Here is a 24,287-nt window from a genome sequence, read left to right as displayed (position 1 = left end):
TGCCGTTTCGAAGTCGGCGTGAAATGCCGCGAAAAAGAAATTGCGCTTTTTTCGTCCGGACTGGACTCTTTCCTAGAAAAGTGCAGCGCAAAATAAGACGCTCGCGGCCTCGGCAGCCTCAGTCGCCTGAGCCTCTCGGCTTCTCCTTGATCTCTTCTTTCGGCGTTTGCAGGTGCTCCATCACCTGCGCGTCGTTGAGCTTGTCTACTTTTTCAACCCCGCCTTTGACCAGGCTTGGCAAGATCATGATGGCGGCCAGCATGATGCGCTGCAGGATGATGAAGAAGATGGGCCCAAGAAGTGTCCGTGCATAAAAATTATTCGGCAGACCCTCCATGGAAGGACTGTCAAATCCAGGTGGGGGAACGAATTCTATGGAAGTCTACAGAAGGCAAGCCGACAGCTTTGTATCGGTGTTATCCCGTAGCGGACATGGGTCTTGCGCGGACGGCAAACCTGAAAAGTTGCGCCGCACAACCGAGTTCTTGAGGCTAGATCACCTCGACGCCGCTGCCTGCCAGCATGTGACCAACGGCACGCGCATCGCCGAACCCCTGGCTGTGGAAACAGGCCAGCACCTGGTCGGCAATGCCGGGGTCGCAGGACACCAGCAGCCCCCCGCTGGTCTGGGGGTCGCTCAGCAGCGCCTGCTGAGCCGGGCTGATATCGGCAGGCAAGCTTACCTCGCTGCCATAGCTGGTCCAGTTGCGGCCCGATGCGCCGGTGACCATGCCTTGTGCGGCAAGCTCAAGCACGCCCGGCAGCAGCGGAATCTGGCTCATCTGTAGCTGCATTTTCAGTCCCGCGCCGCGTGCCAGTTCCAGGCCGTGGCCCGCCAGCCCGAAGCCGGTGATGTCGGTCAGCGCATGCACGCCGTCGAGTTTGGCAAGGTCGATGCCGGGCTTGTTAAGCTGGGTGGTAACGGCGATCATGCGGGCGTAACCCTCTGCATCAAGTGCGTCTTTCTTGAGTGCGGCAGACAGGATGCCGACGCCCAGCGGCTTGCTCAGGATCAGTACATCGCCGGCGCGCGCACCCGAGTTTTTCTTGATGCGCGAGGGGTGCACCAGCCCGAGCACCACCAGGCCGTAAATCGGCTCGACCGAGTCGATGGTATGACCACCCGCAATCGGAATACCTGCGTCACGGCAGACATCCTGGCCCCCCCGCAGGATGGCGCCTATGGTCTCCAGCGGCAGCACATTGATTGGCATGCCGACCAGGCCCAGCGCCATGATCGGTGTGCCCCCCATGGCATAGACATCACTGATGGCATTGGTCGCGGCGATGCGGCCGAAGTCGTAAGGATCATCCACGATGGGCATGAAAAAGTCGGTGGTGGCGATCAGCGCCTGCTCGTCGTTGAGCAGGTAAACCGCCGCGTCGTCGGCGGTCTCGATGCCGACCAGCAACTGTGGCGGAATCGGGAGGTTGCTAGAGTTTTTCAGAATTTCGGCGAGCACGCCGGGTGCGATCTTGCAGCCACAGCCGCCGCCGTGCGACAGGCTGCTCAAACGGGGCGGTGTTGCGGGGAGCGTCGGCGTGAGTTTTTCGGGGGCGTTCATGGAAAGGCTTTCAGTGCGCTGTTGACCAAGTTTATGACAAGGCGCTTTTCTTGGGCTGGACTGAACAGATGGGCCCGCTCGCGGCATTGCTTTTCAAGCCGCAGCAAAAAGGCTGGCTCAGTGGCGCAGCGCTGCAGCAACGCCGCCAGCGCGGCGTCGTCCCCCACCGGGAAATAGCCAGCGTAATTGGCGCCCAGCATGCCGATGTTGCCGCTGATGGCAGAGGCCAGCACTGCAGTACCGGACTGCACGGCTTCAATGATCACCTGGGCGCCGCCTTCCATCAGCGAGCTGTTGACCAGCACATGCGCGTGTTTGATGTGCTGGCGGGTTGGCGCGCGGGGCAGGCCGCCCAGCCAGCGGTAGTGCGGCATCCCGGCCTGCGCTGTGCTCACGGCCAGCGCAAGGTCTGGCTGCAAGGCCTCGCCGATGGATTCAAAAAACATGCGGCGGGGGTCGCTCCTGGCGGCCGCCCGGAGATAGGTCAGCGGGTCCTTTTCGTCACGCAGGTGGCCGACCATCAATGCGCGAAATCGCCGCCTCGATTTGGTGGCTGGCACCAAAGGCCGCGCCGACTGGAAGATCACCTGTACCTTGTGCCGCATGGCGGGCGGCAACTCGCGCAGACCGGCTTCCTGCAGTACGACCAGATGGGTTGCCAGTGCCAGTGACTGCCGAGCATGGTCATTGCTGTGGATGTCGCGGTACAGGTCGGTGCCGGTCAACACCACAATCAGTGCTTTGTTGGGGCACTGCCGGGCCCAGGCTTGGATTGATGAGGCCGAACGCCGTGCATGCAGCGCGATCATGGCGGTGGCCGGCAGGCTGTTGGCGCAGGGTGGCCAATGCGGCAGCAGCGCGATCTCACCCTGGCCAGATAAAAACTGCGCCCAGCGCCACGCGGTGTGCCAGTTGCCGTTGTTGGCTTCGCGCATCGCCGGACTGACGATGACAACTTTGCCGGTTTCAGATCTGCTGTCCAATGCATGGCTCCATGTTGCAACCCAAGCCACAGGTTAACAGTCAGGGAATGGGGTCGATCTCGCGGGTCCGTGCCTGCAGCTCGCCTTTTGCCGCGTTGTAGCTGAAGTTTTTTCTGGCCAGCGCTGGTTGGTAGTTGAGCATGTTGATCAAAAAACCCAAGGCGCCGAGGTTGTTGCCCAGACGATCAAAACTGCCGGACGCCCGCGCTTCCTGTTCGGTGCTGCCGGTCTGCAGCATCTGCTCGACCAGCTCGCCCATGTGGGTGACGGCCAGTGCGGCCTGCTCCAGATCGAGCACGGCCAGCACCCCACGCATCTGCTCAAGTTGTCCCGGCACGGCGGCCAGGATGGTTTTGTCTTCCGGCGTGCGAAAAAAATCGTCCAGCGCCATTTCAAGTTGACCCAGCAGCCTGCGCAGCTCGGTGACCACACTTTCCATGGTTTGTTTGTGGTTGACGCGTCGGTACAGCTCTTCCATCCAGGCATCGGGCTGCTGGGCCTGGCCGATCCGGGCGCTGTCTAGCCTTTGCGCCAGGCGCCCGGTGCGGGCCGCGAGCTGCGGGTCCTTTGGGTCCAGATCGTCAAACGCCGCTTCCAGATACAGCAGCGCTGTCGCCACTTCAAGTCCGAGGTCTGGGGATGGCGCTTGTCCGGAAGCCGCCGTGCTGTTGATCGCCTGCGTCAGCGCCTGGGCCAGCGGCTCGCTGGGCGGGTGCAGCTTGACCAGCGAATCGGTCACGAGGCTGAACTGGTCGCTGACCATTTTGAAGCGGTTGATGTCGCCGGCGGTCACCGAGGACCAGCTCTCCTTGGCCGAACTGATGCGTTTGCGGGCCTGTGCGATCAGGGCCGGTGCAAAGCGGTCGAACTGGACCGCTTCGTAGTCCACCGGCTGGAAACGCTCTAGGCCGTAGCTGGCCCGTACCGCCGTGAGCGCCGGCGCGTCGCTGGCCCGGCGGGCGACCGCCTGCGTGCACAGAAAAAGCAGGTCCTGCGCGAGGCGGTCCGAGGCATGCGGTATGCCACGCGCCAGGTTGGCATATTGCAGGAGGATACGCAAAATCGCCCTTTTGGCGTAGACGTCTACCTTCAGCAGACCTCGCGCCAGCGCTTCAAAAAAGCCTGCGGCAATTTTCCAGAATGTTTTCAGCTCGACCTCGGTATCGGTTTGCGCCAGGCCCAGACATATGTTGGACAGGCTTTGCGCGGCCTGCGCATCGCCGCTGCGGACCAGCTTGAGCGTGAGCCGGTCCAGCAACTGCCGCGACGTGTCGCTGTAGGCCGTGGCCTCGACGCTGCCAGCGAGCTCAGGTTCCAGCCAGCGCCATTCAAACGCCCAGAGGTCCGCCGGGTGGACACGATCCGCGCCGATCAGGCTCTGGATATCGCGGTACTGGGGGAACAGCGAGACTGCCGATACCGGCTTGCCCGCCAGCACGTCCTCCAGGTAGGCCGTCAGCGCGAGTCCGGCCAGCTCGACCTGGTTGCTGGCTTGTTCCGTGCACTGTTTCGGCGAATGGATAAAACGCTGGACCACGGTCTCCATGGCACGCAGCAACAGCGCCGGCGCGCTCATACCCACCATCTCCAGGGCGCCTGCGGCCTGGTGCAACTGCTGGCGGGCCAGGCGCAACTGGTTGGCGTCCAGCGCCTCCAGTTCCGCGCCCTGCGCCAGAGCAGCCTCGCGCACAAACCGTTTCAGGGCTTTGCTCGCGCCGTCCAGGGATTTGCGGAGCTCCTCCAGCACCCAGGCCAGCGGACTCAGGTCCATGATGCTCACGTCCAGGTCTTCAGGGGAGGGATTCAGCGCGTTGGATGTCATACATGGCGTACCGGTTGAAAGGACAGACGTTCACGGACGGGCGGCGGACGCCTGGGCGCGGGCAGGCGGGTCGCCGCAGTCTATGCGCGGGTTTGCGAAATTTGGCACGAAAACGCACGCGGGGTGACAGTCGGCGGATGGCGCCCGCTGACAGGTCGTCCGGGGCGCGTTTGTACTGCTTTTTGGCAACAAGGGAGCCGGCCCGTAGCGGCGGCACGGCCGCGGCGGTCTGCTATTCTGGCTTCATCCGCCCGGCATGCGACTGCCGCTGCCGGTTTCAGTGGCCGGACTTACCAGGACTTCTCTTTGGCTTCAGACGCTGCCCCCGATTCACCTCCGCATTCCGCATCGACCTTGGTCACCGGGCGCATCGATTCGCCGGCCATGCGCGGCGCTGGCAAGGCCTTGCTGTCGCTGGCGCTGATGGATGCGCGCAATCACACGCTGCGCCTGTTTGGCCAATACCAGCGGGCGCTGGAAGGCACAGGTTTTGCGGTGGCCCGGTTGCCGGTGCTCAATCCCCCGCTGTGGGAAATCGGCCATGTGGGCTGGTTTCAGGAATGGTGGGTAGGCCGCAACATGCAACGCTCGCGCGGTCTGCGCTGCGAACCGGTCCATGCGCGGCTAGCCTCGATCGAGCCGCACGCCGACCGCTGGTGGGACTCGGGCAAGGTGCCGCACAGCAGCCGCTGGACGCTGGACTTGCCAGGGGAGGCAAGCTGCCGCGCCTACCTGCTGGACACGCTGGAGAGCACGCTGGAGCTGTTGGAGAAAGCCGATGAAGACGACGACGCGCTGTATTTTTACCGCCTGTGCCTGTTCCACGAGGACATGCATGCCGAAGCCCTGACCTCTACCGCGCAGACGCTGGGCTTGAGCCTGGACAAGGCCTTGCTGCAGGCTTTCACGCCGCCGACCATGACGCTGCGCGAACCGCTGCTGGTGCCGGCCGTGGTCTGGAAGCTCGGGTCGCCCGCTAACGCGCAGGCCACGGGTTTTGTTTTCGACAATGAACAGGCGCAGAACGAGGTCAGCGTTCTGGAGTTCGAGATTGACGCACAGCCCGTGAGCTGGTCGCAGTTTGTTGAGTTTGTCGATGACGGCGGCTACGACCGGCCCGAGCTCTGGCAGCCACCAGGCTGGGACTGGCTGCAGGCGATGTCTCGCAGCGAGGGCCGGCGCGGCCCGCGTTATGTCGAGCAGATCGGCGTGGCCAGCGGCGCGGTGATGCAAACCCGTTTCGGCCAGCCGATGCGCATGCTGGGCAACCAGCCGGCCATGCACATGAGCTGGTGGGAGGCCGACGCCTGGTGCCGCTGGGCCGGCCGCCGGCTGCCCGCCGAGATCGAATGGGAGGTGGCGGCACACACGGCGGCGCGCCGGGGCTTTCGCTGGGGTGATGTTTGGGAGTGGACGGGCAGCAGCTTCCGGGCCTACCCCGGCTTTGAGCCGCACCCCTATGCCGACTATTCGCAGCCCTGGTTTGGCACGCACAAGGTGCTGCGCGGCGCGTCGATGGCGACGCGGGCGCGCATGAAACATCCGAAGTACCGCAATTTTTATCTTCCTGAGCGGGATGACATCTTTTGCGGGTTTCGATCCTGTGCCTTGTAGACGCTATTGATTTAGTAGCTGGTGGCGCTTGCGGGATAAGGGCTGTAGCCGAATTTGATTGATGGTTTGTGTGTTGGGGACTTGTCCAGCCTCATCGCTTGCTCGCGCCTGTTGGCCGGGGGTTGCCCGGCGGCAAGTAACTTTTCTTTTGTTTCGCCAAAAGTAAGTCACCAAAGAAAAGGCGACCCGATGGTCCGGGTCCCCTTCGCTGCCGCTCAGGGGCAACCTGCGGTGCTCGCCGAAAACGGGGTCGAGCTCGAACTCGCTTCACTCAGACAATCGCTCGCCCTGATCCGTTTTCGACTGCGTTCCTCGGCCCAGCCCGACGGGTGGAGGCGATAGATGCAAATGCGGGGAGACGATGACGCGCTTTGCGCGTCATCGTCGGACTACGGGGCCGTCATGTTTGCACGCGGGTGCAGCACACACGGCCAAATGAGGTCCCCCTCCATCGCCCAGCGGGGCGAGGGAGGGGCTAGGGGTGGGAGTGGGGAGTCAGACCTACGGTCCATAAAGGACTGCAGGCGCAGCGAGTCTCAAAAGTTCTAATCGATCAGCGTAGACCCGAACCACCGACATCGCTCTTGCGTTCAATCAACTCAATCTTGTACCCATCCGGATCAGTGACAAAAGCAATCACGGTGGCCCCGCCCTTGACGGGCCCGGCTTCACGCGTGACGTTGCCGCCGGCGGCCTTGATCTTGTCGCAGGCGGCGTAGGCATCGGGCACACCGAGTGCGATGTGGCCGTAGGCGGTGCCCATCTCGTAGCTGTCGGTGCCCCAGTTCCATGTCAGTTCGATCTCGGCTTGGCCGGGGTTGCCGCCTTCGTAGCCGACAAAGGCCAGGCTGTATTTGTATTCCGGATTTTCTGACCTGCGCAGCACGGTCATGCCCAGGACCTGGGTGTAAAAGTCGATGGAGCGTTGCAGATCGCCAACGCGCAGCATGGTGTGGAGAAGTTTCATCGTGGCGCTTTCCAGGTGGAGGTGTGTGTATTTAGATTCTCTTCCAATTGGGGAGGCAGTGCAGCGCCAGAGGGCCAATGCCCACGGGTTTGTTCGATACAGCACGGACAGATCCTATTTGTGCCTGCATAATCGTTGGCAATAAAAACTGCGCTCGCCCTACATGCAACTGTCTCCGCCGACCGACCGACCCCAAGACTGGCTAGGGCCTACCAGCCTACTGGATCTCGATGATCCCAAGCTCAGAATCCAGGCCATGCGCGTGGCCCAGCTTGCCATCAGCGATACGCAAAAGGCGATTTTTATCCACGATCACATCAAATCCCTGCCATTCGGTTGTGTCGCAGGGTTTGACCATGTGCCTGCCGTCGCCGTGTTGAAGGCCGGGCGGGGGGACTGCCATACCAAAGGCACGTTGTTTGTCGCCATGCTCCGCTCTGTTGGCGTGCCTGCCCGGCTGCGCTTCGTGACCTTGTCCAGTGCCTTTCTCAAAGGCATTCTCGATGTGACCCAGAGCACGGTGACCCATGCGATCGGAGAGGTTTACCTGGAGGGATGTTGGGTCCAGACCGACACCTACGTGACCGATTCGCTGCTGGAAGCGCATGCCGGCGTGTTGCTCAAAACGCAAGGCTTGAGTCTTGGTTACGGCATCCACGCGAACGGCAGCCAGTTCTGGGACGGCCGTCACCATGCGCATGCGCAGTATGTCCAGACCGACGCCGATAGCCTGCCGCTGCGCGACTGGGGCGTGGCCCACGACCCCGAGTATTTCTACCGCGATGACGCGCACGAAGAACTTCAGCGTGGCTGGCTCACCCGCGTGAAATGGATGCTGGCCGCCGCGCTGGTTAACCGTCGGGTCGAGCAGATCAGGACGCAGTCCGGGCCGCTATCGCGATCGGCGGTTTGATTTTTCGCTGTCTTTCGCCGTTCCGTTTCAGCCGGGCTTGGTGGCTGGCACCTCAAACACCAGGCACGTGGTCGTGGCATGCGCGTACAGTTTGTCATCGGGCCCGACGATGCCCGCTTGAGTCGTCGCCAGTTGCCGTCCGCAATGAATCACCGTGCCTGCGGCCCGTAATGGTCCGCAATGGCCCGGTCTTGTGCGAGGCCGCGCGCACGATGTTTACACTGAGCTTGGCCGTGGTGTAGCCGCGGCCTGCCGGCATCATCTTATGCACGGCGCAGCCCAGCGCGGAGTCCTGCAGCGTCGCATACCAGCCACCGTGCACGCTGCCGAGCGGGATGTAATGTTAGGGACCCTCTGCCTGACTCCCGCCTTGCGCGTTCGGGTCCACAATGTGATGATTTGCTTGCCAACACCCCTTGCGTGTGCTGCAGCACACGCAAGGGGTTTGGTGAGGAAGGCGCGCGTTTTGGTCCGAACCCCTTCAGCGGCGTGGTTTTGCGGGCGATCCGCTTCGTTACAAACCCAACGCAATAAGCCTTGCCTTGGGTTTTGCGCCTCGCGGCTCATCCCGCAAATTAGCTATTTATTTGATAGCAAATGGCGCTTGCTCAGACCGGCACGGTGTAGTTCAGCGTCATGCGCCCGCCATCCACCGTGACGATCTCGCCGGTCACATAACTAGCCGCATCGCTGACCAGCCAGGCCACCACATCGGCGATTTCCGAGGGTTCGCCCAGACGTTTCATCGGCGTGCGACTCATGATTTTTGCCTTGGCCTCATCGCTGGTCAGCACCGCTTTGGCCGCCAGTTCGGTGGCAATCGTGCCGGGCGCCACGGCGTTGACGCGTATGCCTTTGTCGGCCAGCGCCAACGCCATGACGCGTGTCAGCTGGTTGACGCCCCCCTTGCTGACGTTGTAGCTGGCAATCGTCGGGATGGCCAGCACACCGTTGACCGAACTCATGTTGACGATGTTGCCGCTGCCGGCCTGCGCCATCACACGCGCCACCGCCTGGCCCATCAGGAAGCTGCCCTTGATGTTGACGCGCAGCACCGCGTCGAAGTCGGCTTCACTCACCTCCAGAAATTCCGCCGCTCGGAAAATGCCGGCGTTGTTGACCAGCACATCGATACGGCCGTGGGCCTGCACTGTGCGGGCCACCACCGCATCGACCTGGGCCTTGTCACCGACATCGCAATGGATGTACAGGGCGCCGAGTTCGGCGGCCAGCGCTTCACCGGGCGCGTCGGCCATGTCGGCGATCACGACCTGCGCACCCTCGCGCGCAAAACGGCGCGCGCAAGCTTCGCCAATGCCCTGCGAGCCGCCGGTGACGATGCAGACCCGGCCTTTCAGGCCAAACGAAATATCTTGAGAAGTCGGAGGTGAAGGAGTGCTCATGCCCGAATGGTACCCGCGTAAGCAGCCATGAATTTCATGGCGTTTTCGGCCACCTGGTCAACCGCCATGCCGGGTGCATACAGGGCCGAGCCGATGCCAAAACCGCTGGCGCCGGCCGCGCGGTAGGCCGCCATGTTGTCAACCGTGATGCCGCCCACTGGCAGCAGCAGGGTTTGTGCCGGCAGCACCGCCCGCAGAGCTTTCACCACCGCTGGTGCGATCATTTCGGCCGGGAACAGCTTGAGCCCGGTCGCCCCAAGTTTCAGCGCGGCAAAGGCCTCGGTGGCCGTCATTACGCCGGGCAGGCAGACCATGCCCAGTCGCAGCGCTTCGCGTACCACCTCGGCATCGAAATTTGGCGAGACCACGAGTTGTCCACCCGCCGCATGCACATCGCGAACCTGGCTGGCGCTCAGCACCGTGCCCGCGCCGACCATGGCAGCGGGCAGGGCTGCGGACATGGCTTCTATGCTTTGCAGCGGCTGTGGCGAATTCAGCGGGACTTCGATCAGCGTCCAGCCGACGCCTAGCAGCGCGTGGCTGACGGACAAGGCTTCATCAGACCGCAGGCCCCGCAGAATGGCGACCAGCGGCAGGACTTGCAGGGCGGCGGAAAATTTGTCGTGCGGTGTGTTCATGCCTGTTTATCCCAGCTTGGGTGAATGGTTTGGGCCAGCGCCCAGAGGCCGCACCAGGTGGCTTCGGCGCCGACAGCTTGCACAGAGGTTCCGCGCTGTGCCAGCGCGCGTTGGTAGCGCTCGGTCAATGTCGGTGCACCGACGACGATGACTTGCGCGCCGGAGTCCAGCGGCTGCGTGCGTATTTCCTCGCCAATCACCAGGCCCGACAGATAACTCGGCAGCTGCGCGGTGGCCATGCGCCCGAACAGCGACAGCGTGCGCACACTGAAAGCGGTCCGCAGCAGGCTGCTGCCGCGCAGTGCCAGCGCCACACCCTCGTCGAAGGCAACCCAGTCCACCTCGCCGTCGATGTCGGGCAGGCTGCGCGCCAGCAGCGAGTGCTGGCGCAGCAGTGCGTAAAACTCACCCGTCATGAAGGTGGAGAAGTTTTCTATCTTGCCGCCTCGCACCGTGACCCACTTGCTGTGGGTGCCGGGCAGCACCAGCAGGCCGTCCTGGATGCCCAGCAGTTGCAGTGCGCCAAACACCTGGGTTTCCTCGCCGCGCATCACGTCGGGGATGCCCTCACGTTCGCAGCTCAGGCCGGGCACGATGGCGATGCGTCCGGCCTCGACCCAGGCCAGTTGCGATGCGACTTCGTCAAAACCTGCGGGACAGGCGCAGTAGGGGGCTTTGAGCCAGCCCTGTTTGCTGCCAGCCATCCCGGAAATCAGGCAAAAAGTGCCTGCAGCTCTCGTCCAATGGGCGAAGCATGCTTCAAAAACAGTAGCAAATTCGCCGGGCGCCACAGTCAGGATGCCGCGCGGGAAAGAACGCTCCTTGAGGACCCGGCCCTGGCCGTCGAGCAAGGCGCCGCGCAGGGACGAGGTGCCCCAGTCCACCGCCAGCAGTTGCTTCATGGGCTGGCTGGCTTCGGCTGGTGCGGCAAGGCTCAATGGTTGTCCCGGGGCACAAACGCGCCGCGTTTGCCGACCAGAAAGTCTAGGTCCACGCCCTGGTCAGCCTGCAGCACATGGTCCACGTAGAGCTTCCAGTACCCCGAGGACAGCGGTGGCGGCGGCGCCGTCCACAAGCTCAGGCGGCGCGCCAGCTCCTCGTCGCTGATCAGCAATTGGAGGCGGCGCTCGGGCACGTTGAGTTCGATCATGTCGCCATTCTGGACGACGGCGAGCGGCCCGCCGGCCGCCGCTTCGGGCGCGGTGTGCAGCACCACGGTGCCGTACGCCGTGCCGCTCATGCGCGCGTCGCTGATACGCACCATATCGGTGATGCCTTTTTTGAGCACCTTCGGTGGCAGGGGCATGTTGCCAACCTCGGCCATGCCGGGGTAACCTTTGGGACCGCAATTCTTCAGCACCATGACGCAGGTTTCGTCGATGTCCAGGCCGTCGTCGTCGATGCGCGCGTGGAAGTCCTCGATGTTTTCAAATACCACGGCGCGGCCGGTATGCACCATGAGCGCGGGCGTGGCGGCGCTGGGCTTGATCACTGCGCCGCGCGGTGACAGGTTGCCGCGCAAGACCGCGATGCCGGCCCTGTCCTTGAAGGGCGTGGCCAGCGGCTGGATCACCTCTGTGTTGTAGTTCTGCGCGTCAGCAATGTTGGCGCCTATGGTCTGTCCGTTGGCTGTGATGGCGTCCAGGTGCAAATGCTGCGCGATTTCTTTCATGACCACCGGCAGGCCGCCGGCGTAACAGAAGTCCTCCATCAGGAATTTGCCCGAGGGCTGCAGGTTGACCAGGCAAGGCAACTCGCTGGCAAGACGGTCGAAGTCGTCCACCGTGAGTTTGACGCCGATGCGTCCGGCCATCGCAATCAGGTGAATCACCGCGTTGGTCGAGCCGCCAATCGCCGCCAGGGTCTTGATGGCATTTTCAAAGGCTTCACGCGTGAGGATTTTCGAGAGTAGCAGGTCTTCATGCACCATCTCGACCGCGCGCCGGCCCGCCATGCGCGCCAGCACATTGCGCCGGCCGTCTACGGCGGGGTAGGCCGCATTGCCCGGCAGGCCGATGCCCAGCGCCTCGACCATGCAGGCCATGGTGCTTGCCGTACCCATGGTCATGCAGTGGCCGTGGCTGCGGTGCATGCAGCTTTCGGCCTCAAAAAAATCCGCAAGCTTGAGCGTGCCAGCGCGTACCTGCTCGCTCATGCTCCAGACCCCGGTGCCCGAACCCAGTTCCTGGCCACGCCATTTGCCACTGAGCATGGGGCCACCGCTGACGCCCACGGTGGGCAAATCCACGCTGGAAGCGCCCATCACCAGCGCAGGCGTGGTCTTGTCGCAGCCCATCAACAGCACCACGCCGTCAATCGGGTTGCCGCGAATGCTTTCTTCCACGTCCATGCTGGCCAGGTTGCGGTACAGCATGGCGGTCGGGCGTAACAATGTCTCGCCCAGCGACATCACCGGAAACTCAAGCGGGAAGCCGCCGGCTTCGTAAACGCCGATCTTGACCTGCTCGGCCAGGATGCGGAAATGCGAGTTGCAGGGGGTCAGTTCGCTGAAGGTGTTGCAGATGCCGATGACCGGCCGGCCGTCAAACTGGTCATGCGGCACGCCCTTGCCCTTGACCCAGCTGCGGTAGGCAAAACCGTCACGGTCTTGCCTGCCAAACCATTGCTGGCTGCGCAGTTCTGAGGGCTTCTTTTTCGGCGTCTTGGGGTCGGTCATAGGGAAAATCCTTAATTGATAAACGTATTATCGTCATACCATTGCGCCGCGAATCCTAGTAATAACCAGCAAAGCACTTCGAGAAATTCAGAATTTCGGGATGAAGTGCCAGGCGCACGGAGCGTAGCCGCCGGAATGTACCCAGGTACATGAGGATGGCGAGCACCGCGCAACGACGCAATTCGCCCGAAAAATGAATTTACAGGTGTGTTTTTGATCAAGAACGTCCACGGCAATACGGTTGACCACCTCGGCGAAGCCATCGTCGCGGGACGTTATGGCGTGGGCGCATCGATCCCGCCCGAGCCGGTGCTGTGCCAGGAACTCGGCGTCAGCCGCACGGTGGTGCGCGAAGCCGTGAAGTCGCTGATCGCCAAGGGCCTGATCACCACCGGCCCCAAGGTCGGCACGCGAGTTTTGTCCGAGGACCACTGGAACTGGTTCGATCCCGACGTCATCATCTGGCAATCCAAGGCTGGCCTGACACCTGAGTTTCTGCGCGACTTGCAGGACTTGCGCCGCGTCGTCGAGCCCGCCGCGATGCGGCTGGCGGCGGAACGCGCTACGGCTCAGGACATCGCCGAGGTCGAGGCCGCCTACGCCGGCATGAAACACGCGGTCGAGCATGGCGGTGACTACGTGACGCATGACCTGCGTTTTCACCAGGGCTTGTTGCGTGCCAGCCGCAACCGCATGCTGGTGCAGATGAGCAAGGCGCTGGGCGCGCTGCTGCGCACCAGTTTTGAAATTTCCACGCGGCGCAAGGATGGCCCGGTGCATTCGTTGCCACTGCACCGCGCGGTGCTCGACGCAGTGATTGCACACCAGCCCGACGAAGCGGAAATCGCCATTCGTGTGCTGATCGATGGCGCCAAGGAAGACATCGAGGAAGTGCTGGCCTCGCGCCGTCGCCTTCCCGTGCTGAGCAGCCCGGCGCGGCAGCTCAAGGCCGCCTGAACAAGACGCAGGACAAGAGGAGACGCAAACGTGCAAAAAGCGGTCGATACATCGATTTACTGGTTCTACAAGCTGCTGGAGTTGCTGGTGGTGGTTTGCATGGTCGCCATGGTGGTCATGGTTTTTGGCAACGTGGTGCTGCGTTATGCCTTCAACTCCGGCATCTCGGTATCAGACGAGATGTCGCGCTACTTCTTCATCTGGCTGACCTACATCGGTGCCATGCTGGCCATGTACGAAGGCGGGCACCTGGGCGTGGACACCCTGATCAAGCACCTGCCCATCCTCGGCAAAAAAGTCTGCCTGTTTCTAAGCGAGGCCTTGATGCTGTTTTGCAATGTGCTGTTTTTCATGGGCACCTTCAAGATGCATGAGTTGCAGGTCAGCAATGTGTCGCCGGTCGTCGGTATTTCCATGATCTGGATCTACGGTATTGGCTACATCGTCAGCGTGGTGATGGCCATCATCAACCTCAATGTGCTCTTCCGGCTTGTCACCGGGCGCATCAGTGAGGAAGAACTGGTTCAGGTGATAGAAACCGAAGGCCTGGCCGATGTGGAAAAACAAATGCAGGGAAGCAAGGCATGACTGTTAGCGTTTTCATCCTGAGCCTGCTGGCGGCCATGGCCATCGGCATGCCGATCGCCTATGCGCTGCTGGTCTGCGGCGTCACGCTGATGGCTTTCCTCGCGGCCACCAGCGGCCTGGTGACTTTCGACAGCCAGATCCTGGCCCAGCGTTTTGTCGATGGCGCTGACAACTTCCCGCTGCTGGCCGTGCCCTTTTTTCTGCTGGCCGGCGAGTTCATGAATGCCGGTGGTCTGAGCCGCCGCATTGTGAATCTGGCGATGGCATGGGTTGGGCATTTTCGCGGCGGCCTGGGTTACGTCACGGTGATTGCCGCCGTCATCATGGCCTCGCTGTCCGGATCGGCGATTGCCGATACCGCCGCGCTGGCTGCGCTGCTGATCCCGATGATGCGGGCCGCCGGCTACAACGTCGGGCGCGCGGCTGGCCTGGTGGCGTCAGGCGGCATCATTGCACCGGTGATTCCGCCGTCGATTGGCCTGATCATCTTCGGCGTGGCCGGCAACGTGTCTATCACCAAGCTGTTTCTGGCGGGCATTGTTCCGGGCCTGCTGATGGGCGTGGCGATTGGCCTGACCTGGTGGTGGGTCGCCAGAAAGGAAAACGTCCCGTCAGCGCCCAAACTCTCGATGCCGGAGCGTTTGCACCTCACGGCCCAGGGCGGCTTTGCGCTGGCCTTGCCCATCGTGATCATCGGGGGCATGAAGTTCGGCATCTTCACGCCGACGGAAGCCGCCGTGGTGGCCGCGGTCTACAGCTTTGTGGTCGGCATGTTTATCTACCGCGAGCTCAAATGGTCGGAACTTTATGGCCTGATCCTGTCGGCGGGCAAGACGACGGCCGTGGTGATGTTCCTGGTCGCGGCCGCCATGGTCAGCGCGTGGCTGATCACCGTGGCCAACATTCCCACGGAAGTGGCCGCCATGATGGCGCCTTTCATGGGCAACAAGATGCTGTTGATGTTTGTCATGATGGTGCTGATCGTGATTGTCGGCACCGCGCTGGACTTCACACCGACGGTGTTGATCCTGACGCCGGTGCTGATGCCTGTGGTGCTCAAGGCCGGCATCGACCCGGTCTATTTCGGCGTGATGTTCATCATGAACAACGCCATCGGCCTGATCACGCCGCCGGTGGGCACCGTTCTCAATGTGGTCTGCGGCGTTGCCAAGATCAGCATGGACGACGCCTTCAAAGGCGTGCTGCCTTTCCTGATAGCGCAACTGGCCGTGCTTTTCCTGCTGGTGCTTTTCCCCGAGATCGTTACCGAGCCACTCAAGTGGTGGATGCGGTAACCACTTTTTTCCCAACCCTGTCGTTTATATAAAGGAGACAACCATGTTCAAACGCAGAACCCTCGCCTTGGCGGCCGCCGCCTTACTCGTCGCTACCTCGTCGTTCGCGCAGTTTGCGGATCGCACCATCAAGTTCACCAATGGCGTGAATGAAGACCACCCGGTCGGTGTCGGCGTCAAGAAGATGCAGGAAGTGCTGGCCGCCAAGACCGGCGGCAAGATGAAGATCAATGCCTTCTGGGGCGGCGCTGCGGGCGGTGACCTGCCGGCCACGCAGGCGCTGCGCGCCGGCACCCAGGAGATGGTCTGCACTTCTTCCTCGCCTCTGGTTGGCATCGTCAAGGAACTCGGCGCTTTCGACCTGCCTTTCCTGTTTGCCAATGAAAAAGAAGCTGATGCCGTGCTCGACGGACCGGCCGGCGCCTACTTCAACAAGAAGCTGGAAGAAGCCGGCCTCATCAACCTGGCCTACTGGGAAAACGGTTTCCGCAACCTGACCAACAGCAAGCGTCCGGTGGCAAAGGCCGAAGACTTTGACGGCGTCAAGGTCCGCGTGATGCAGAACAACATTTTCCTGGACACCTTCAAGACCCTGGGCACCAACGCCGTGCCCATGGCTTTCGGCGAGGTCTTCACCGCGCTGGAAACCAAGACCATCGACGGCCAGGAAAATCCGTTTGTGACCATCGAGACCTCGAAGTTCAATGAAGTGCAGAAGTATCTCAGCGTGACGCGCCATGCCTACACACCTTTCCTGGTGCTGTACAGCAAGAAACTCTGGGACCAACTTAACCCGCAGGAGCAGGCCGTGTTGCGTGAAGCCGCCATGGAAGGCCAAAAAGTCCAGCGCGCAGCCAACCGCAGCCTGAATGAAAAATCACTGACCAGCCTGAAAGCCAAAGGCATGCAGGTCAATGAAGTCAGCGCAGCCGAGCAGAAACGCATGTTTGACAAGGTCAAGCCGGTCTACGACAAAAACGTGCCAACGATTGGTGCCGAGCCGGTCAAGCTGGTGATGGACGCCCTGAAGAAGGCGCGCGGCGGTTAAACGGCTAAACAGAGCGCTATAGCCTGGAATCGTCCAAGGCCGCAAGGGTTCACTCTTGCGGCTTTTTTTTTCGGAGCCATTACTTGAAAATCACCAAAGTTGAAACCCTGAGACTCGGCGAGTTTCCCAACATCATCTGGGTCCGCATCTACACCGATGAAGGTCTGGTCGGACTCGGCGAAACCTTCATGGGCGCGCAGGCGGTGGAAGCCTACCTCCACGAGTGGGCCGGACCCAAACTGTTGGGCAAGGACCCGCTGGCCATCGAAGCGCGCAACAAGGACATCACCGGTTATTTGGGCTGGCGCGGCTCCGGCGTCGAGACGCGTGGCAACTCCGCCATCGACATCGCGCTGTGGGATATTTTTGGCAAGGCGGCCAACATGCCGCTGTACACCGCGCTGGGCGGCAAGAGCCGCGACAGCATACGCATCTACAACACCTGCGCCGGTTACCAGTACGTGCGCAGCACCGTCAACCAGAATACCGCCAACTGGGGCATAGGCGACGCCAAGAAAGCCAATGCCGGGCCTTATGAAGACCTCGAAGGTTTTCTGCACCACGCCGATGAACTGGCGCAATCGCTGCTGTCCGAAGGCATCACGGCGATGAAGATCTGGCCATTCGATCCGGCCGCTGAAAAAAGCGACGGCCAGTACATCAGCCATGGTGATCTGGAACTGGCGCTGGAACCGTTCCGCAAGATTCGCAGCGCTGTGGGTGAACAGATGGACATCATGGTCGAGTTCCACAGCCTGTGGCGGCTGCCGATGGCGCAGAAGATCGCGCGCGCGCTCAAACCCTTCAACACCTTCTGGCATGAAGACGCGATCCGCATGGATTCGTTGGACCTGCTCAAACAGTATTCGAAAGACTGCGACGCGCTGATTTGCGCCAGCGAGACGCTGAGCTACAAGTGGGGTTTCAAGGACTACCTGCAGACCGGTGTGGCCGGTGTCGCGATGCTGGACCTGAGCTGGTGCGGCGGCCTGACCGAAGCGCGCAAGATTGCCGCCATGGCCGACGCCTGGCAACTGCCGGTGGCGCCGCACGACTGCACCGGCCCAGTGGTCTGGGCCGCCTCCAGCCACCTGTCGATGCACGCGCCCAATGCGCTGATCCAGGAAAGCGTGCGCGCCTTCTACACCGGCTGGTACAAGGAGCTGGTGACCGAGCTGCCGACCGTTACCAAAGGCATGCTGAGCCTCAATGACAAGCCCGGCCTCGGCCTGGAGCTGCTGCCCGACCTGCACCTGCGCGCCGACGCCACGCTGCGTAGCTGTCTGCCCACCTGATGCCGAACACAACACCGGAGACTTTATGAAAATTACGTCCGTTCGTCCGTTCATCCTGCATGTTCCGGTCACTGGCTCGCAGATCGCCGACAGCACCCACAGCATCACGCACTGGGGCGTGGTGGGCGCACAAATTGATACCGACGACGGGCTGACCGGTTACGGTTTTACCGGCACCCATGCGCATCTGCCCAGTGATCAGCTGATCACGCGCTGTATCGAAACCTGCCATGCGCCCCTGCTGATCGGTGAAGACGTCAGTGACATCAACCGCCTGTGGAAAAAGCTGGCGCGCAACCCGGCGCTGCAGTGGGTGGGGCGCGCTGGAATTACCACGCTGTCGCATGCCGCGATTGATCTGGCGCTGTGGGACATAAAAGCAAAAGCTGCGCAACAACCCTTGTGGAAACTCCTGGGCGGCCAGGTGCGTGACAAGGTGAGGGCCTACAACACAGACGTCGGCTGGCTCAGTATCGACGACAACAAATTGGTAGCGGGCGCGCAAGCCGCCGTCGCCCAAGGCTTTACCGGCATCAAGATCAAGGTCGGCTCCACCGTCGAACGCGACCTGCGGCGCCTGGCTGCGGTGCGGCGGGCCATTGGCCCGGACGTGACGCTGGCCATTGATGGCAACGGCAAGTGGGACCTGCCGACCTGCCAGCGCTTTTGCCGCGCGGCGCAGGATGCGGACGTGTACTGGTTTGAAGAGCCGCTGTGGTACGACGATGTGAAAGGCCATTCGCAACTGGCGCGCGCTACATCCATACCGGTTGCGCTCGGAGAGCAGCTTTACACGGTCGATGCTTTTGCGGAGTTTTTCGCGCAGCAGGCCATTCACTGGGTTCAACCCGATGTGACGCGCATGGCCGGTCTGACTGAAGTGTTGCGTGTCTGCGAAACCGCGCAGGCTTTCCGCCTGCCAGTGGCACCGCACGCAGGCGACATGAGTCAGGTGCATGTCCACCTGTCGTATGCACACCCGGCCTGCGAGGTGCTCGAGTTCATCCCGTGGATCAAGGACTGTTTCACCGACCCGGCCGAGGTGGTGGACGGTTATTTTCGGCGCCCCGAGTTGCCTGGAGCCGGCACAACGCCGACGGCCGCCGCCTGGACGCAGTTCCGGCAGGCGACCGCCTGAGCAAGATCAGGCCTGTGTTCACGCGGAGGCAAAATAGGCGGTGATGAATTCCGACATTTTTGTGGTCATGGGGGTCAGCGGCTGCGGCAAAAGCACGGTGGGCGCGCTACTGGCCGAAGCACTGAAGTTGCCTTTTCTGGAAGGCGATGTGCTGCACCCTGAAAGCAACGTGGCGCGCATGGCCGCCGGTGTGGCCTTGAGCGATGAAGACCGTGAGGGCTGGTTGCAGGCGTTGGCCGAACGCCTGCGGCAGGCGCAGGCCGCCGCGCGGGGCCTGGTGCTGTCGTGTTCGGCGCTCAAGCGCTCTTACCGCGACATACTGCGCAGCGGCGCGCCCGGTTTGCATTTTGTCTACCTGCACGGTGAGTACGAACTGCTGGCGGTACGCATGGCGGCGCGGACCGGCCATTACATGCCGCTGTCCCTGCTGGCCAGCCAGCTTGCCACGCTGGAGGTGCCGGGCTTGGGGGAAAATGTGCAAAGTTTTGATGTGGCGGATCGGCTTGAAGACATCGTGGCTGCCGTGCTGGCTGGCCTGCCTGAAATGCGCAGCACGGCTTCTTGAGCTTCTTCCCAAGTTTTTCCAGTTTTCCCATTTCCGGATTGCCCATGACCGATTTCACCAAAGTCATCCTCTACACCGATACCGATGGGCGCGCCAAATTCCGCGAGGAACCTGTCGCGCTGAACGAAGGCACCCCGCAGGCCTTGCTGTCCCCGCTGGCGCCGTCCTCGGGTTACCAGTTGCGCCACAGCCCGGTGGGTTTTCGCAGCCAGTTCCACTGCACACCGACGCCGCAATGGGTGTTCATTCTGGGTGGGCAGATGGAAATCGGCTTGCAGGGCGGCGAGTCGCGGGTGTTCAAGCCGGGCGAACATTTTTATTCCGCCGACCTGCTTCCGGCAGGTGCCATTTTTGATGCTTCCGTGCACGGCCACTGGAGCCGCCAGGTTGGGCCGGAGCCGCTGGTCACGCTGTTTCTGCAGGGCTGACAGGCTGATTTGCTATTGAATCTATAGCTGCTTGCGCAAGCTGAATATGGCTTGGAGGCCAAAAACGCTTGAAGTTATCCACGAGGCTGCATCTCACCCGAAAGCAGAACCCTCTGGCCCGAGGGTGTGTTCTGCAGGGTGCGCACCAGCGCAGCGGCCACATCCGCAGCGGCAATGGCGCGGTAGTTGGCGGGTGTCACGGGCCTGAGCAGCCGCATCGTCGTTGCCGCAAATTTTTCGGCAGAGCGCCTGGCTTGCCCCAGGATGCTGCGGTCGCCGCTCAGCAGTGAGGGCCGGGCGAGCACCACGCTGTCATAGCCCAACCGGCTGACGGCAGATTCCATCTCGCCTTTGACGCGGTTGTAAAAGACACTGGATTTGGCGTCGGCACCCATGGCGCTGACGATGCCCAGCCTGCGTGCCCCGGCTGCGCGCGCCGAACGGGCCACAGCCAGTACCGCATCGAAATCGACAGCGCGGAAAGCCTGCTGGCTACCCGCGACCTTGATGGTGGTACCCAGGGCGATGAACACCTCGTTCGCTGCGGGGGCCTGGAATGTGGCGAAGTCTTCCGCAAGGTGGCTCACCAGTTTGGGATGCGTTATCCCAGGTTGTCGACGGCCTACACAGTGAACCGCCGAATAACCTTTATCGGCCAGTAAACGAGCCAGAATTTCCCGACCGACCAGACCCGTTGCCCCGGCCACCAGCGCCACCCGAGCGTCCGCCGCCACCGCCACCGCCACCGCCACCGCCTGCAGGGCGTCCGCCGCCACGGTAGTTGCCGCGGTTGCCGCCTGTGGGCTGGCCGGAAGAGGGGAAGCCGGAAGAGACGTGGCTGGCGGGTTGGGCATCATCATCGCGCTCCTGATTGTGCTGACGCGGTGGCTGGGCGTTGGGGTTACGCGCCTGCTGGTTGCCTTGGGAATAGCCCGAATTCTGGCGAGGCTGGCCGCCTTGAACACCTTGCGGCTGGCTGCGGCCACCATTGCCACCACCACCATTGCGACCACGGCCGCCGCCATTGCCGCCGCCGTTGCCACCACCTGCATTGCCGGCGCCACGGCCACCTTGCGGCTTGGTCTCGCGAATGCGCGTCATCATTTCGCTGCGGGCAGCCTTGGCGGCGGCCTGCATCACGTCACGGCTCGGCGGCTTGCCAATACCGCCCCAGATGGTCTGGCGGCCCATGGCCAGCGGCTCGGCTTTTTCGCCGGGCTCCGCTTCAAAACCGGGCACGGTGACTTTTTCGATGTTCTGTTTGGTGAAGCGCTCGATGTCCTGCATGAAACCTTCTTCATCCAGGCAGACCAGGCTCACCGCCTCACCGCTGTTGCCGGCGCGGCCGGTGCGGCCGATGCGGTGCACATAGTCTTCGCTGACGTTGGGGATTTCGTAGTTGACGACGTGTGGCAACTCATCAATGTCGATGCCGCGTGCGGCAATATCGGTGGCCACCAGGGCGCGTATGCTGCCGCTCTTGAAGTCGGCCAGCGCCTGGGTGCGGGCGGTCTGGCTCTTGTTGCCGTGCAGCGCCATCGCGGGGATGCCGTTTTTCGTCAGGTGTTCGGCTACATTGTTGGCGCCGAACTTGGTGCGAGTGAACACCAGCACCTGGCTCCAGTTGTGCTCATTGATGATGTGCGTGAGCAGCGCTTTTTTCTTGCCGCGGCCAACCGGGTGAATGGTCTGGGTGATGCGCTGCACGGTGGTGTTGCGAGGTGTCACCTGGATGCTTTGCGGGTTTTTCAACAGCCCGTTGGCCAGCTCGCGAATCTCGTCGCTGAAGGTCGCGCTGAACAGCAGCGACTGCTTCTGTTTGGGCACCAGCGCCAGCACTTTTTTGATGTCATGGATGAAACCCATGTCTAGCATGCGGTCGGCTTCGTCGAGCACCAGGATCTGCACCTGGCCCAAGTCCAGCGTGCCCTGGCTCGCGTGGTCCAGCAAGCGGCCGGGGGTGGCCACCAGGATGTCGACGCCGCGGCGGAGTTTTTCGATTTGCGCGCCCATGCCGACACCGCCGAACATGACCATGGAGCTGAGCTCCAGGTATTTGCCGTAAACGCGCACGCTTTCCTCGACCTGAGCGGCGAGTTCGCGCGTCGGGGTCATGATCAGGCAGCGCACGGCGTTGACGCCGCGCTTGTTTTTCAGGGAGGGCTCGCTCGACAGGCGCTGCAGCATGGGCAGCACAAAGGCTGCGGTTTTGCCGGTGCCGGTCTGGGCGCCGCCCAGCAGGTCCACACCTGCAAGCACGGCGGGAATCGCCTGGGCCTGGATCGGGGTGGGGGTGTCATAGCCCTGCTCAAGCACGGCTTTAAGAATGGCCGGAGCCAGATTCAGATTTTCAAAGGTCATTTTTTTGCACTGCTGGAGTGCTCAGGATCGGCCTGTGGGAGCTTGTGGGCGTCCCGCCAGTTAAAGGCAGATTGGGGTCAGGAGGTTGGGCCAAAACACCGCGCCTCGTTGCCGAAACTGTCACTGAGGTGTGCCCGAATGTTGCAGGTAACTGGAGCCAGCAACCCAAGTATTGTCGCACGGAACGATAATTGGAGAATTGCCGCAAAAAATCACCGAAAATCACGGGTTGGTTTTTGCGCTCACGCCTCCTTTTTGTTTTCCCTCTTTTAAGAAGTTGAATCCTGATGGCCCAGTACGTCTTTACCATGAACAAGGTCGGCAAAATCGTGCCGCCCAAGCGCCAGATCCTCAAGGACGTGTCGCTGAGTTTTTTCCCCGGTGCCAAGATCGGCGTACTGGGCACCAACGGTTCGGGCAAGTCCACCTTGCTCAAGATCATGGCCGGCCTCGACAAGGAAATCGAAGGTGAAGCCACCCCGATGCCGAACCTGAATATCGGCTATTTGCCGCAGGAGCCCAAGCTCGACCCCACGCACACCGTGCGCGAAAGTGTCGAAGCCGGCATGGGCGCGGTGTTCGCTGCCAAGGCACAACTCGAGGCGGTGTACACCGCCTATGCCGAGCCTGACGCCGATTTCGACGCGCTGGCCGCCGAGCAGGCGCGCCTGGAAGCCATCATTGCGACCTCCGGGTCCGATTCCGAGCACCAGCTCGAGATCGCTGCCGATGCGCTGCGCCTGCCACCCTGGGACGCTGTGATTGGTGTCTTGTCGGGCGGTGAAAAACGCCGCGTCGCGTTGTGCAGCCTGTTGCTGTCCAAGCCCGACATGCTGCTGCTCGACGAGCCGACCAATCACCTGGACGCCGAATCGGTGGACTGGCTTGAACAGTTTCTGCAGCGTTACCCCGGCACCGTGGTGGCCATCACCCATGACCGCTATTTCCTTGACAACGCCGCCGAGTGGATTCTGGAGCTGGACCGCGGCCGTGGCATCCCCTGGAAAGGCAACTACAGCACCTGGCTGGAGCAAAAGGGCGAACGCCTGGCGCAGGAGCAAAAGGGCGAGGAAGCCCGTGCCAAGGCCCTGAAGAAAGAGCTGGAATGGTCGCGTCAGAATCCGAAAGCGCGTCAGGCAAAAAGCAAGTCGCGACTGGCCCGCTTCGAGGAGCTGTCCGATTTCGAATACCAGCAACGCAACGAAACCCAGGAGATTTTCATCCCCGTCGCCGAGCGCCTGGGCAATGAAGTCATCGAGTTCAAGAACGTCAGCAAGTCCTTCGGCGACCGCCTGCTGATCGACAACCTGAGCTTCAAAATCCCGGCCGGCGCGATCGTCGGCATCATTGGCCCCAATGGTGCCGGCAAGTCCACGCTGTTCAAGCTGATCGCCGGCAAGGAGCAGCCGGACAGCGGTGAAGTCGTCATCGGCAAAACCGCGCGCATGGCTTTTGTGGACCAGCACCGCGATGATTTGGCCAACGAAAAAACTGTCTGGGAGGACATCTCCGGCGGGCTCGACATGTTGACCGTCGGAAAGTTCACCATGCCCAGCCGTGCTTATGCCGGCCGCTTCAACTTCAACGGTGCCGACCAGCAAAAACGCGTCGGCACCCTGTCGGGCGGAGAGCGCGGCCGTCTGCACCTGGCCAAGACCCTGATTGCTGGCGGCAACGTGCTGATGCTCGATGAGCCGTCCAACGACCTCGACGTCGAAACCCTGCGCTCGCTCGAAGACGCCTTGCTGGAATTTGCCGGTTCCATCATGGTGATCAGCCATGACCGCTGGTTTCTGGACCGCATCGCCACGCACATCCTCGCCGCCGAGGGTGACAGCCAGTGGACATTTTTTGACGGCAATTACCAGGAATACGAAGCCGACAAGAAAAAACGTCTGGGCGAAGAGGGCGCCAAGCCCAAGCGCATGCGTTTCAAGGCGTTGAAATGATGCCCCCACGCTGATGCTGATGCCCCCACGGTCGCTCACTTCGAGCCTGCGGCGGCTCCCTGCCCCTTGCACGAGAAAAGG

Annotated in this window: 22 protein-coding genes and 1 pseudogene; 11 read left to right on the top strand and 12 right to left on the bottom strand. The window is 62.1% G+C overall.

Annotation, left to right across the window (positions count from 1 at the left end):
- Positions 1-118: 118 nt before the first annotated feature.
- The 4 genes from IEX16_RS08845 to IEX16_RS08830 form a co-directional block, all read right to left on the bottom strand.
- Complete coding sequence (locus IEX16_RS08845) at positions 119-337, bottom strand: hypothetical protein (RefSeq protein WP_188707982.1); 219 nt, start codon at positions 335-337, stop codon at positions 119-121.
- Positions 338-491: 154 nt separating this feature from the next.
- A complete protein-coding gene (gene selD, locus IEX16_RS08840; RefSeq protein ID WP_188707981.1) occupies positions 492-1,565 on the bottom strand; it encodes a selenide, water dikinase SelD in 1,074 nt (357 codons plus the stop codon).
- Positions 1,562-2,548, bottom strand: coding sequence for a selenoneine biosynthesis selenosugar synthase SenB (gene senB, locus IEX16_RS08835; RefSeq protein WP_229676263.1), 987 nt, complete (start codon positions 2,546-2,548; stop codon positions 1,562-1,564). The genes selD and senB overlap by 4 nt, the downstream gene beginning before the upstream one ends.
- Positions 2,549-2,588: 40 nt before the next feature.
- The gene (locus tag IEX16_RS08830; protein ID WP_188707980.1) at positions 2,589-4,370 is read right to left on the bottom strand and encodes a FimL-related protein; all 1,782 of its coding nucleotides are present in this window, start codon (positions 4,368-4,370) and stop codon (positions 2,589-2,591) included.
- A 384-nt stretch (positions 4,371-4,754) separates the two neighbouring features.
- On the opposite strand from IEX16_RS08830, the gene senA reads away from it, so the two are divergent.
- Positions 4,755-5,984, top strand: coding sequence for a selenoneine synthase SenA (gene senA / locus IEX16_RS08825; RefSeq protein ID WP_188708202.1), 1,230 nt, complete (start codon positions 4,755-4,757; stop codon positions 5,982-5,984).
- 553 nt (positions 5,985-6,537) lie between these two features.
- On the opposite strand, the gene gloA is transcribed toward senA, so the two are convergent.
- On the bottom strand, positions 6,538-6,951 hold the full coding sequence (gene gloA, locus IEX16_RS08820; protein ID WP_188707979.1) for a lactoylglutathione lyase: 414 nt from the start codon (positions 6,949-6,951) through the stop codon (positions 6,538-6,540).
- 256 nt (positions 6,952-7,207) lie between these two features.
- Between gloA and IEX16_RS08815 the strand changes: the two genes are divergently transcribed.
- The gene (locus tag IEX16_RS08815) at positions 7,208-7,864 is read left to right on the top strand and encodes a transglutaminase-like domain-containing protein (protein WP_188707978.1); all 657 of its coding nucleotides are present in this window, start codon (positions 7,208-7,210) and stop codon (positions 7,862-7,864) included.
- 27 nt (positions 7,865-7,891) lie between these two features.
- On the opposite strand, the pseudogene IEX16_RS08810 reads toward IEX16_RS08815, so the two are convergent.
- The 5 genes and pseudogenes from IEX16_RS08810 to IEX16_RS08790 form a co-directional block, all read right to left on the bottom strand.
- Positions 7,892-8,207: pseudogene (locus IEX16_RS08810) on the bottom strand (PaaI family thioesterase); the annotation flags it as partial.
- 265 nt (positions 8,208-8,472) lie between these two features.
- On the bottom strand, positions 8,473-9,267 hold the full coding sequence (locus tag IEX16_RS08805) for an SDR family NAD(P)-dependent oxidoreductase (RefSeq protein WP_188707977.1): 795 nt from the start codon (positions 9,265-9,267) through the stop codon (positions 8,473-8,475).
- Positions 9,264-9,905 (bottom strand): 2-dehydro-3-deoxy-6-phosphogalactonate aldolase, encoded by a 642-nt coding sequence (locus IEX16_RS08800; protein WP_188707976.1) that lies wholly within the window; start codon positions 9,903-9,905, stop codon positions 9,264-9,266. Before IEX16_RS08800 ends, IEX16_RS08805 begins: the two co-directional genes overlap by 4 nt.
- The gene (locus tag IEX16_RS08795) at positions 9,902-10,807 is read right to left on the bottom strand and encodes a 2-dehydro-3-deoxygalactonokinase (protein ID WP_188708200.1); all 906 of its coding nucleotides are present in this window, start codon (positions 10,805-10,807) and stop codon (positions 9,902-9,904) included. Before IEX16_RS08795 ends, IEX16_RS08800 begins: the two co-directional genes overlap by 4 nt.
- A gap of 32 nt (positions 10,808-10,839) precedes the next feature.
- A complete protein-coding gene (locus IEX16_RS08790; protein ID WP_188707975.1) occupies positions 10,840-12,582 on the bottom strand; it encodes an IlvD/Edd family dehydratase in 1,743 nt (580 codons plus the stop codon).
- Between the two features lie 213 nt (positions 12,583-12,795).
- On the opposite strand from IEX16_RS08790, the gene IEX16_RS08785 reads away from it, so the two are divergent.
- The 8 genes from IEX16_RS08785 to IEX16_RS08750 all read left to right on the top strand — a co-directional run bounded on the left by IEX16_RS08785 (position 12,796) and on the right by IEX16_RS08750 (position 19,896).
- On the top strand, positions 12,796-13,539 hold the full coding sequence (locus IEX16_RS08785; RefSeq protein ID WP_188707974.1) for a FadR/GntR family transcriptional regulator: 744 nt from the start codon (positions 12,796-12,798) through the stop codon (positions 13,537-13,539).
- A gap of 30 nt (positions 13,540-13,569) precedes the next feature.
- Positions 13,570-14,127 carry a TRAP transporter small permease gene (locus IEX16_RS08780; protein ID WP_188707973.1) on the top strand — a complete coding sequence of 186 codons (558 nt, stop codon included), beginning with the start codon at positions 13,570-13,572 and terminating at the stop codon, positions 14,125-14,127.
- Entirely contained in the window at positions 14,124-15,422 is a 1,299-nt protein-coding gene (locus IEX16_RS08775) for a TRAP transporter large permease subunit (protein WP_188707972.1), read from the top strand. The genes IEX16_RS08780 and IEX16_RS08775 overlap by 4 nt, the downstream gene beginning before the upstream one ends.
- 43 nt (positions 15,423-15,465) lie before the next feature.
- The gene (locus IEX16_RS08770; RefSeq protein ID WP_188707971.1) at positions 15,466-16,470 is read left to right on the top strand and encodes a TRAP transporter substrate-binding protein; all 1,005 of its coding nucleotides are present in this window, start codon (positions 15,466-15,468) and stop codon (positions 16,468-16,470) included.
- A gap of 83 nt (positions 16,471-16,553) precedes the next feature.
- Positions 16,554-17,765: a mandelate racemase/muconate lactonizing enzyme family protein gene (locus IEX16_RS08765; RefSeq protein WP_188707970.1), complete on the top strand. Its 1,212-nt coding sequence runs from the start codon at positions 16,554-16,556 to the stop codon at positions 17,763-17,765.
- 25 nt (positions 17,766-17,790) lie between these two features.
- The gene (locus tag IEX16_RS08760; protein ID WP_188707969.1) at positions 17,791-18,903 is read left to right on the top strand and encodes a mandelate racemase/muconate lactonizing enzyme family protein; all 1,113 of its coding nucleotides are present in this window, start codon (positions 17,791-17,793) and stop codon (positions 18,901-18,903) included.
- A gap of 43 nt (positions 18,904-18,946) precedes the next feature.
- Positions 18,947-19,468 (top strand): gluconokinase, encoded by a 522-nt coding sequence (locus IEX16_RS08755; RefSeq protein ID WP_188707968.1) that lies wholly within the window; start codon positions 18,947-18,949, stop codon positions 19,466-19,468.
- Positions 19,469-19,512: 44 nt separating this feature from the next.
- Positions 19,513-19,896 (top strand): cupin domain-containing protein, encoded by a 384-nt coding sequence (locus IEX16_RS08750; RefSeq protein WP_188707967.1) that lies wholly within the window; start codon positions 19,513-19,515, stop codon positions 19,894-19,896.
- Positions 19,897-19,970: 74 nt separating this feature from the next.
- Here IEX16_RS08750 and IEX16_RS08745 read toward each other — a convergent pair whose 3' ends face one another.
- Both IEX16_RS08745 and IEX16_RS08740 read right to left on the bottom strand, forming a co-directional pair.
- Positions 19,971-20,483 carry a Rossmann-fold NAD(P)-binding domain-containing protein gene (locus IEX16_RS08745; protein ID WP_229676262.1) on the bottom strand — a complete coding sequence of 171 codons (513 nt, stop codon included), beginning with the start codon at positions 20,481-20,483 and terminating at the stop codon, positions 19,971-19,973.
- Positions 20,484-20,544: 61 nt separating this feature from the next.
- On the bottom strand, positions 20,545-22,257 hold the full coding sequence (locus IEX16_RS08740; protein WP_188707966.1) for a DEAD/DEAH box helicase: 1,713 nt from the start codon (positions 22,255-22,257) through the stop codon (positions 20,545-20,547).
- Between the two features lie 287 nt (positions 22,258-22,544).
- Between IEX16_RS08740 and ettA the strand changes: the two genes are divergently transcribed.
- A complete protein-coding gene (gene ettA / locus IEX16_RS08735; protein ID WP_188707965.1) occupies positions 22,545-24,206 on the top strand; it encodes an energy-dependent translational throttle protein EttA in 1,662 nt (553 codons plus the stop codon).
- The last annotated feature ends 81 nt before the right edge of the window (positions 24,207-24,287 follow it).

Source organism: Polaromonas eurypsychrophila, assembly GCF_014641715.1.
In the GTDB taxonomy this organism is placed as follows: Bacteria; Pseudomonadota; Gammaproteobacteria; order Burkholderiales; family Burkholderiaceae_C; genus Polaromonas; species Polaromonas eurypsychrophila.
This window is presented reverse-complemented; position numbering and strand designations above follow the sequence as displayed.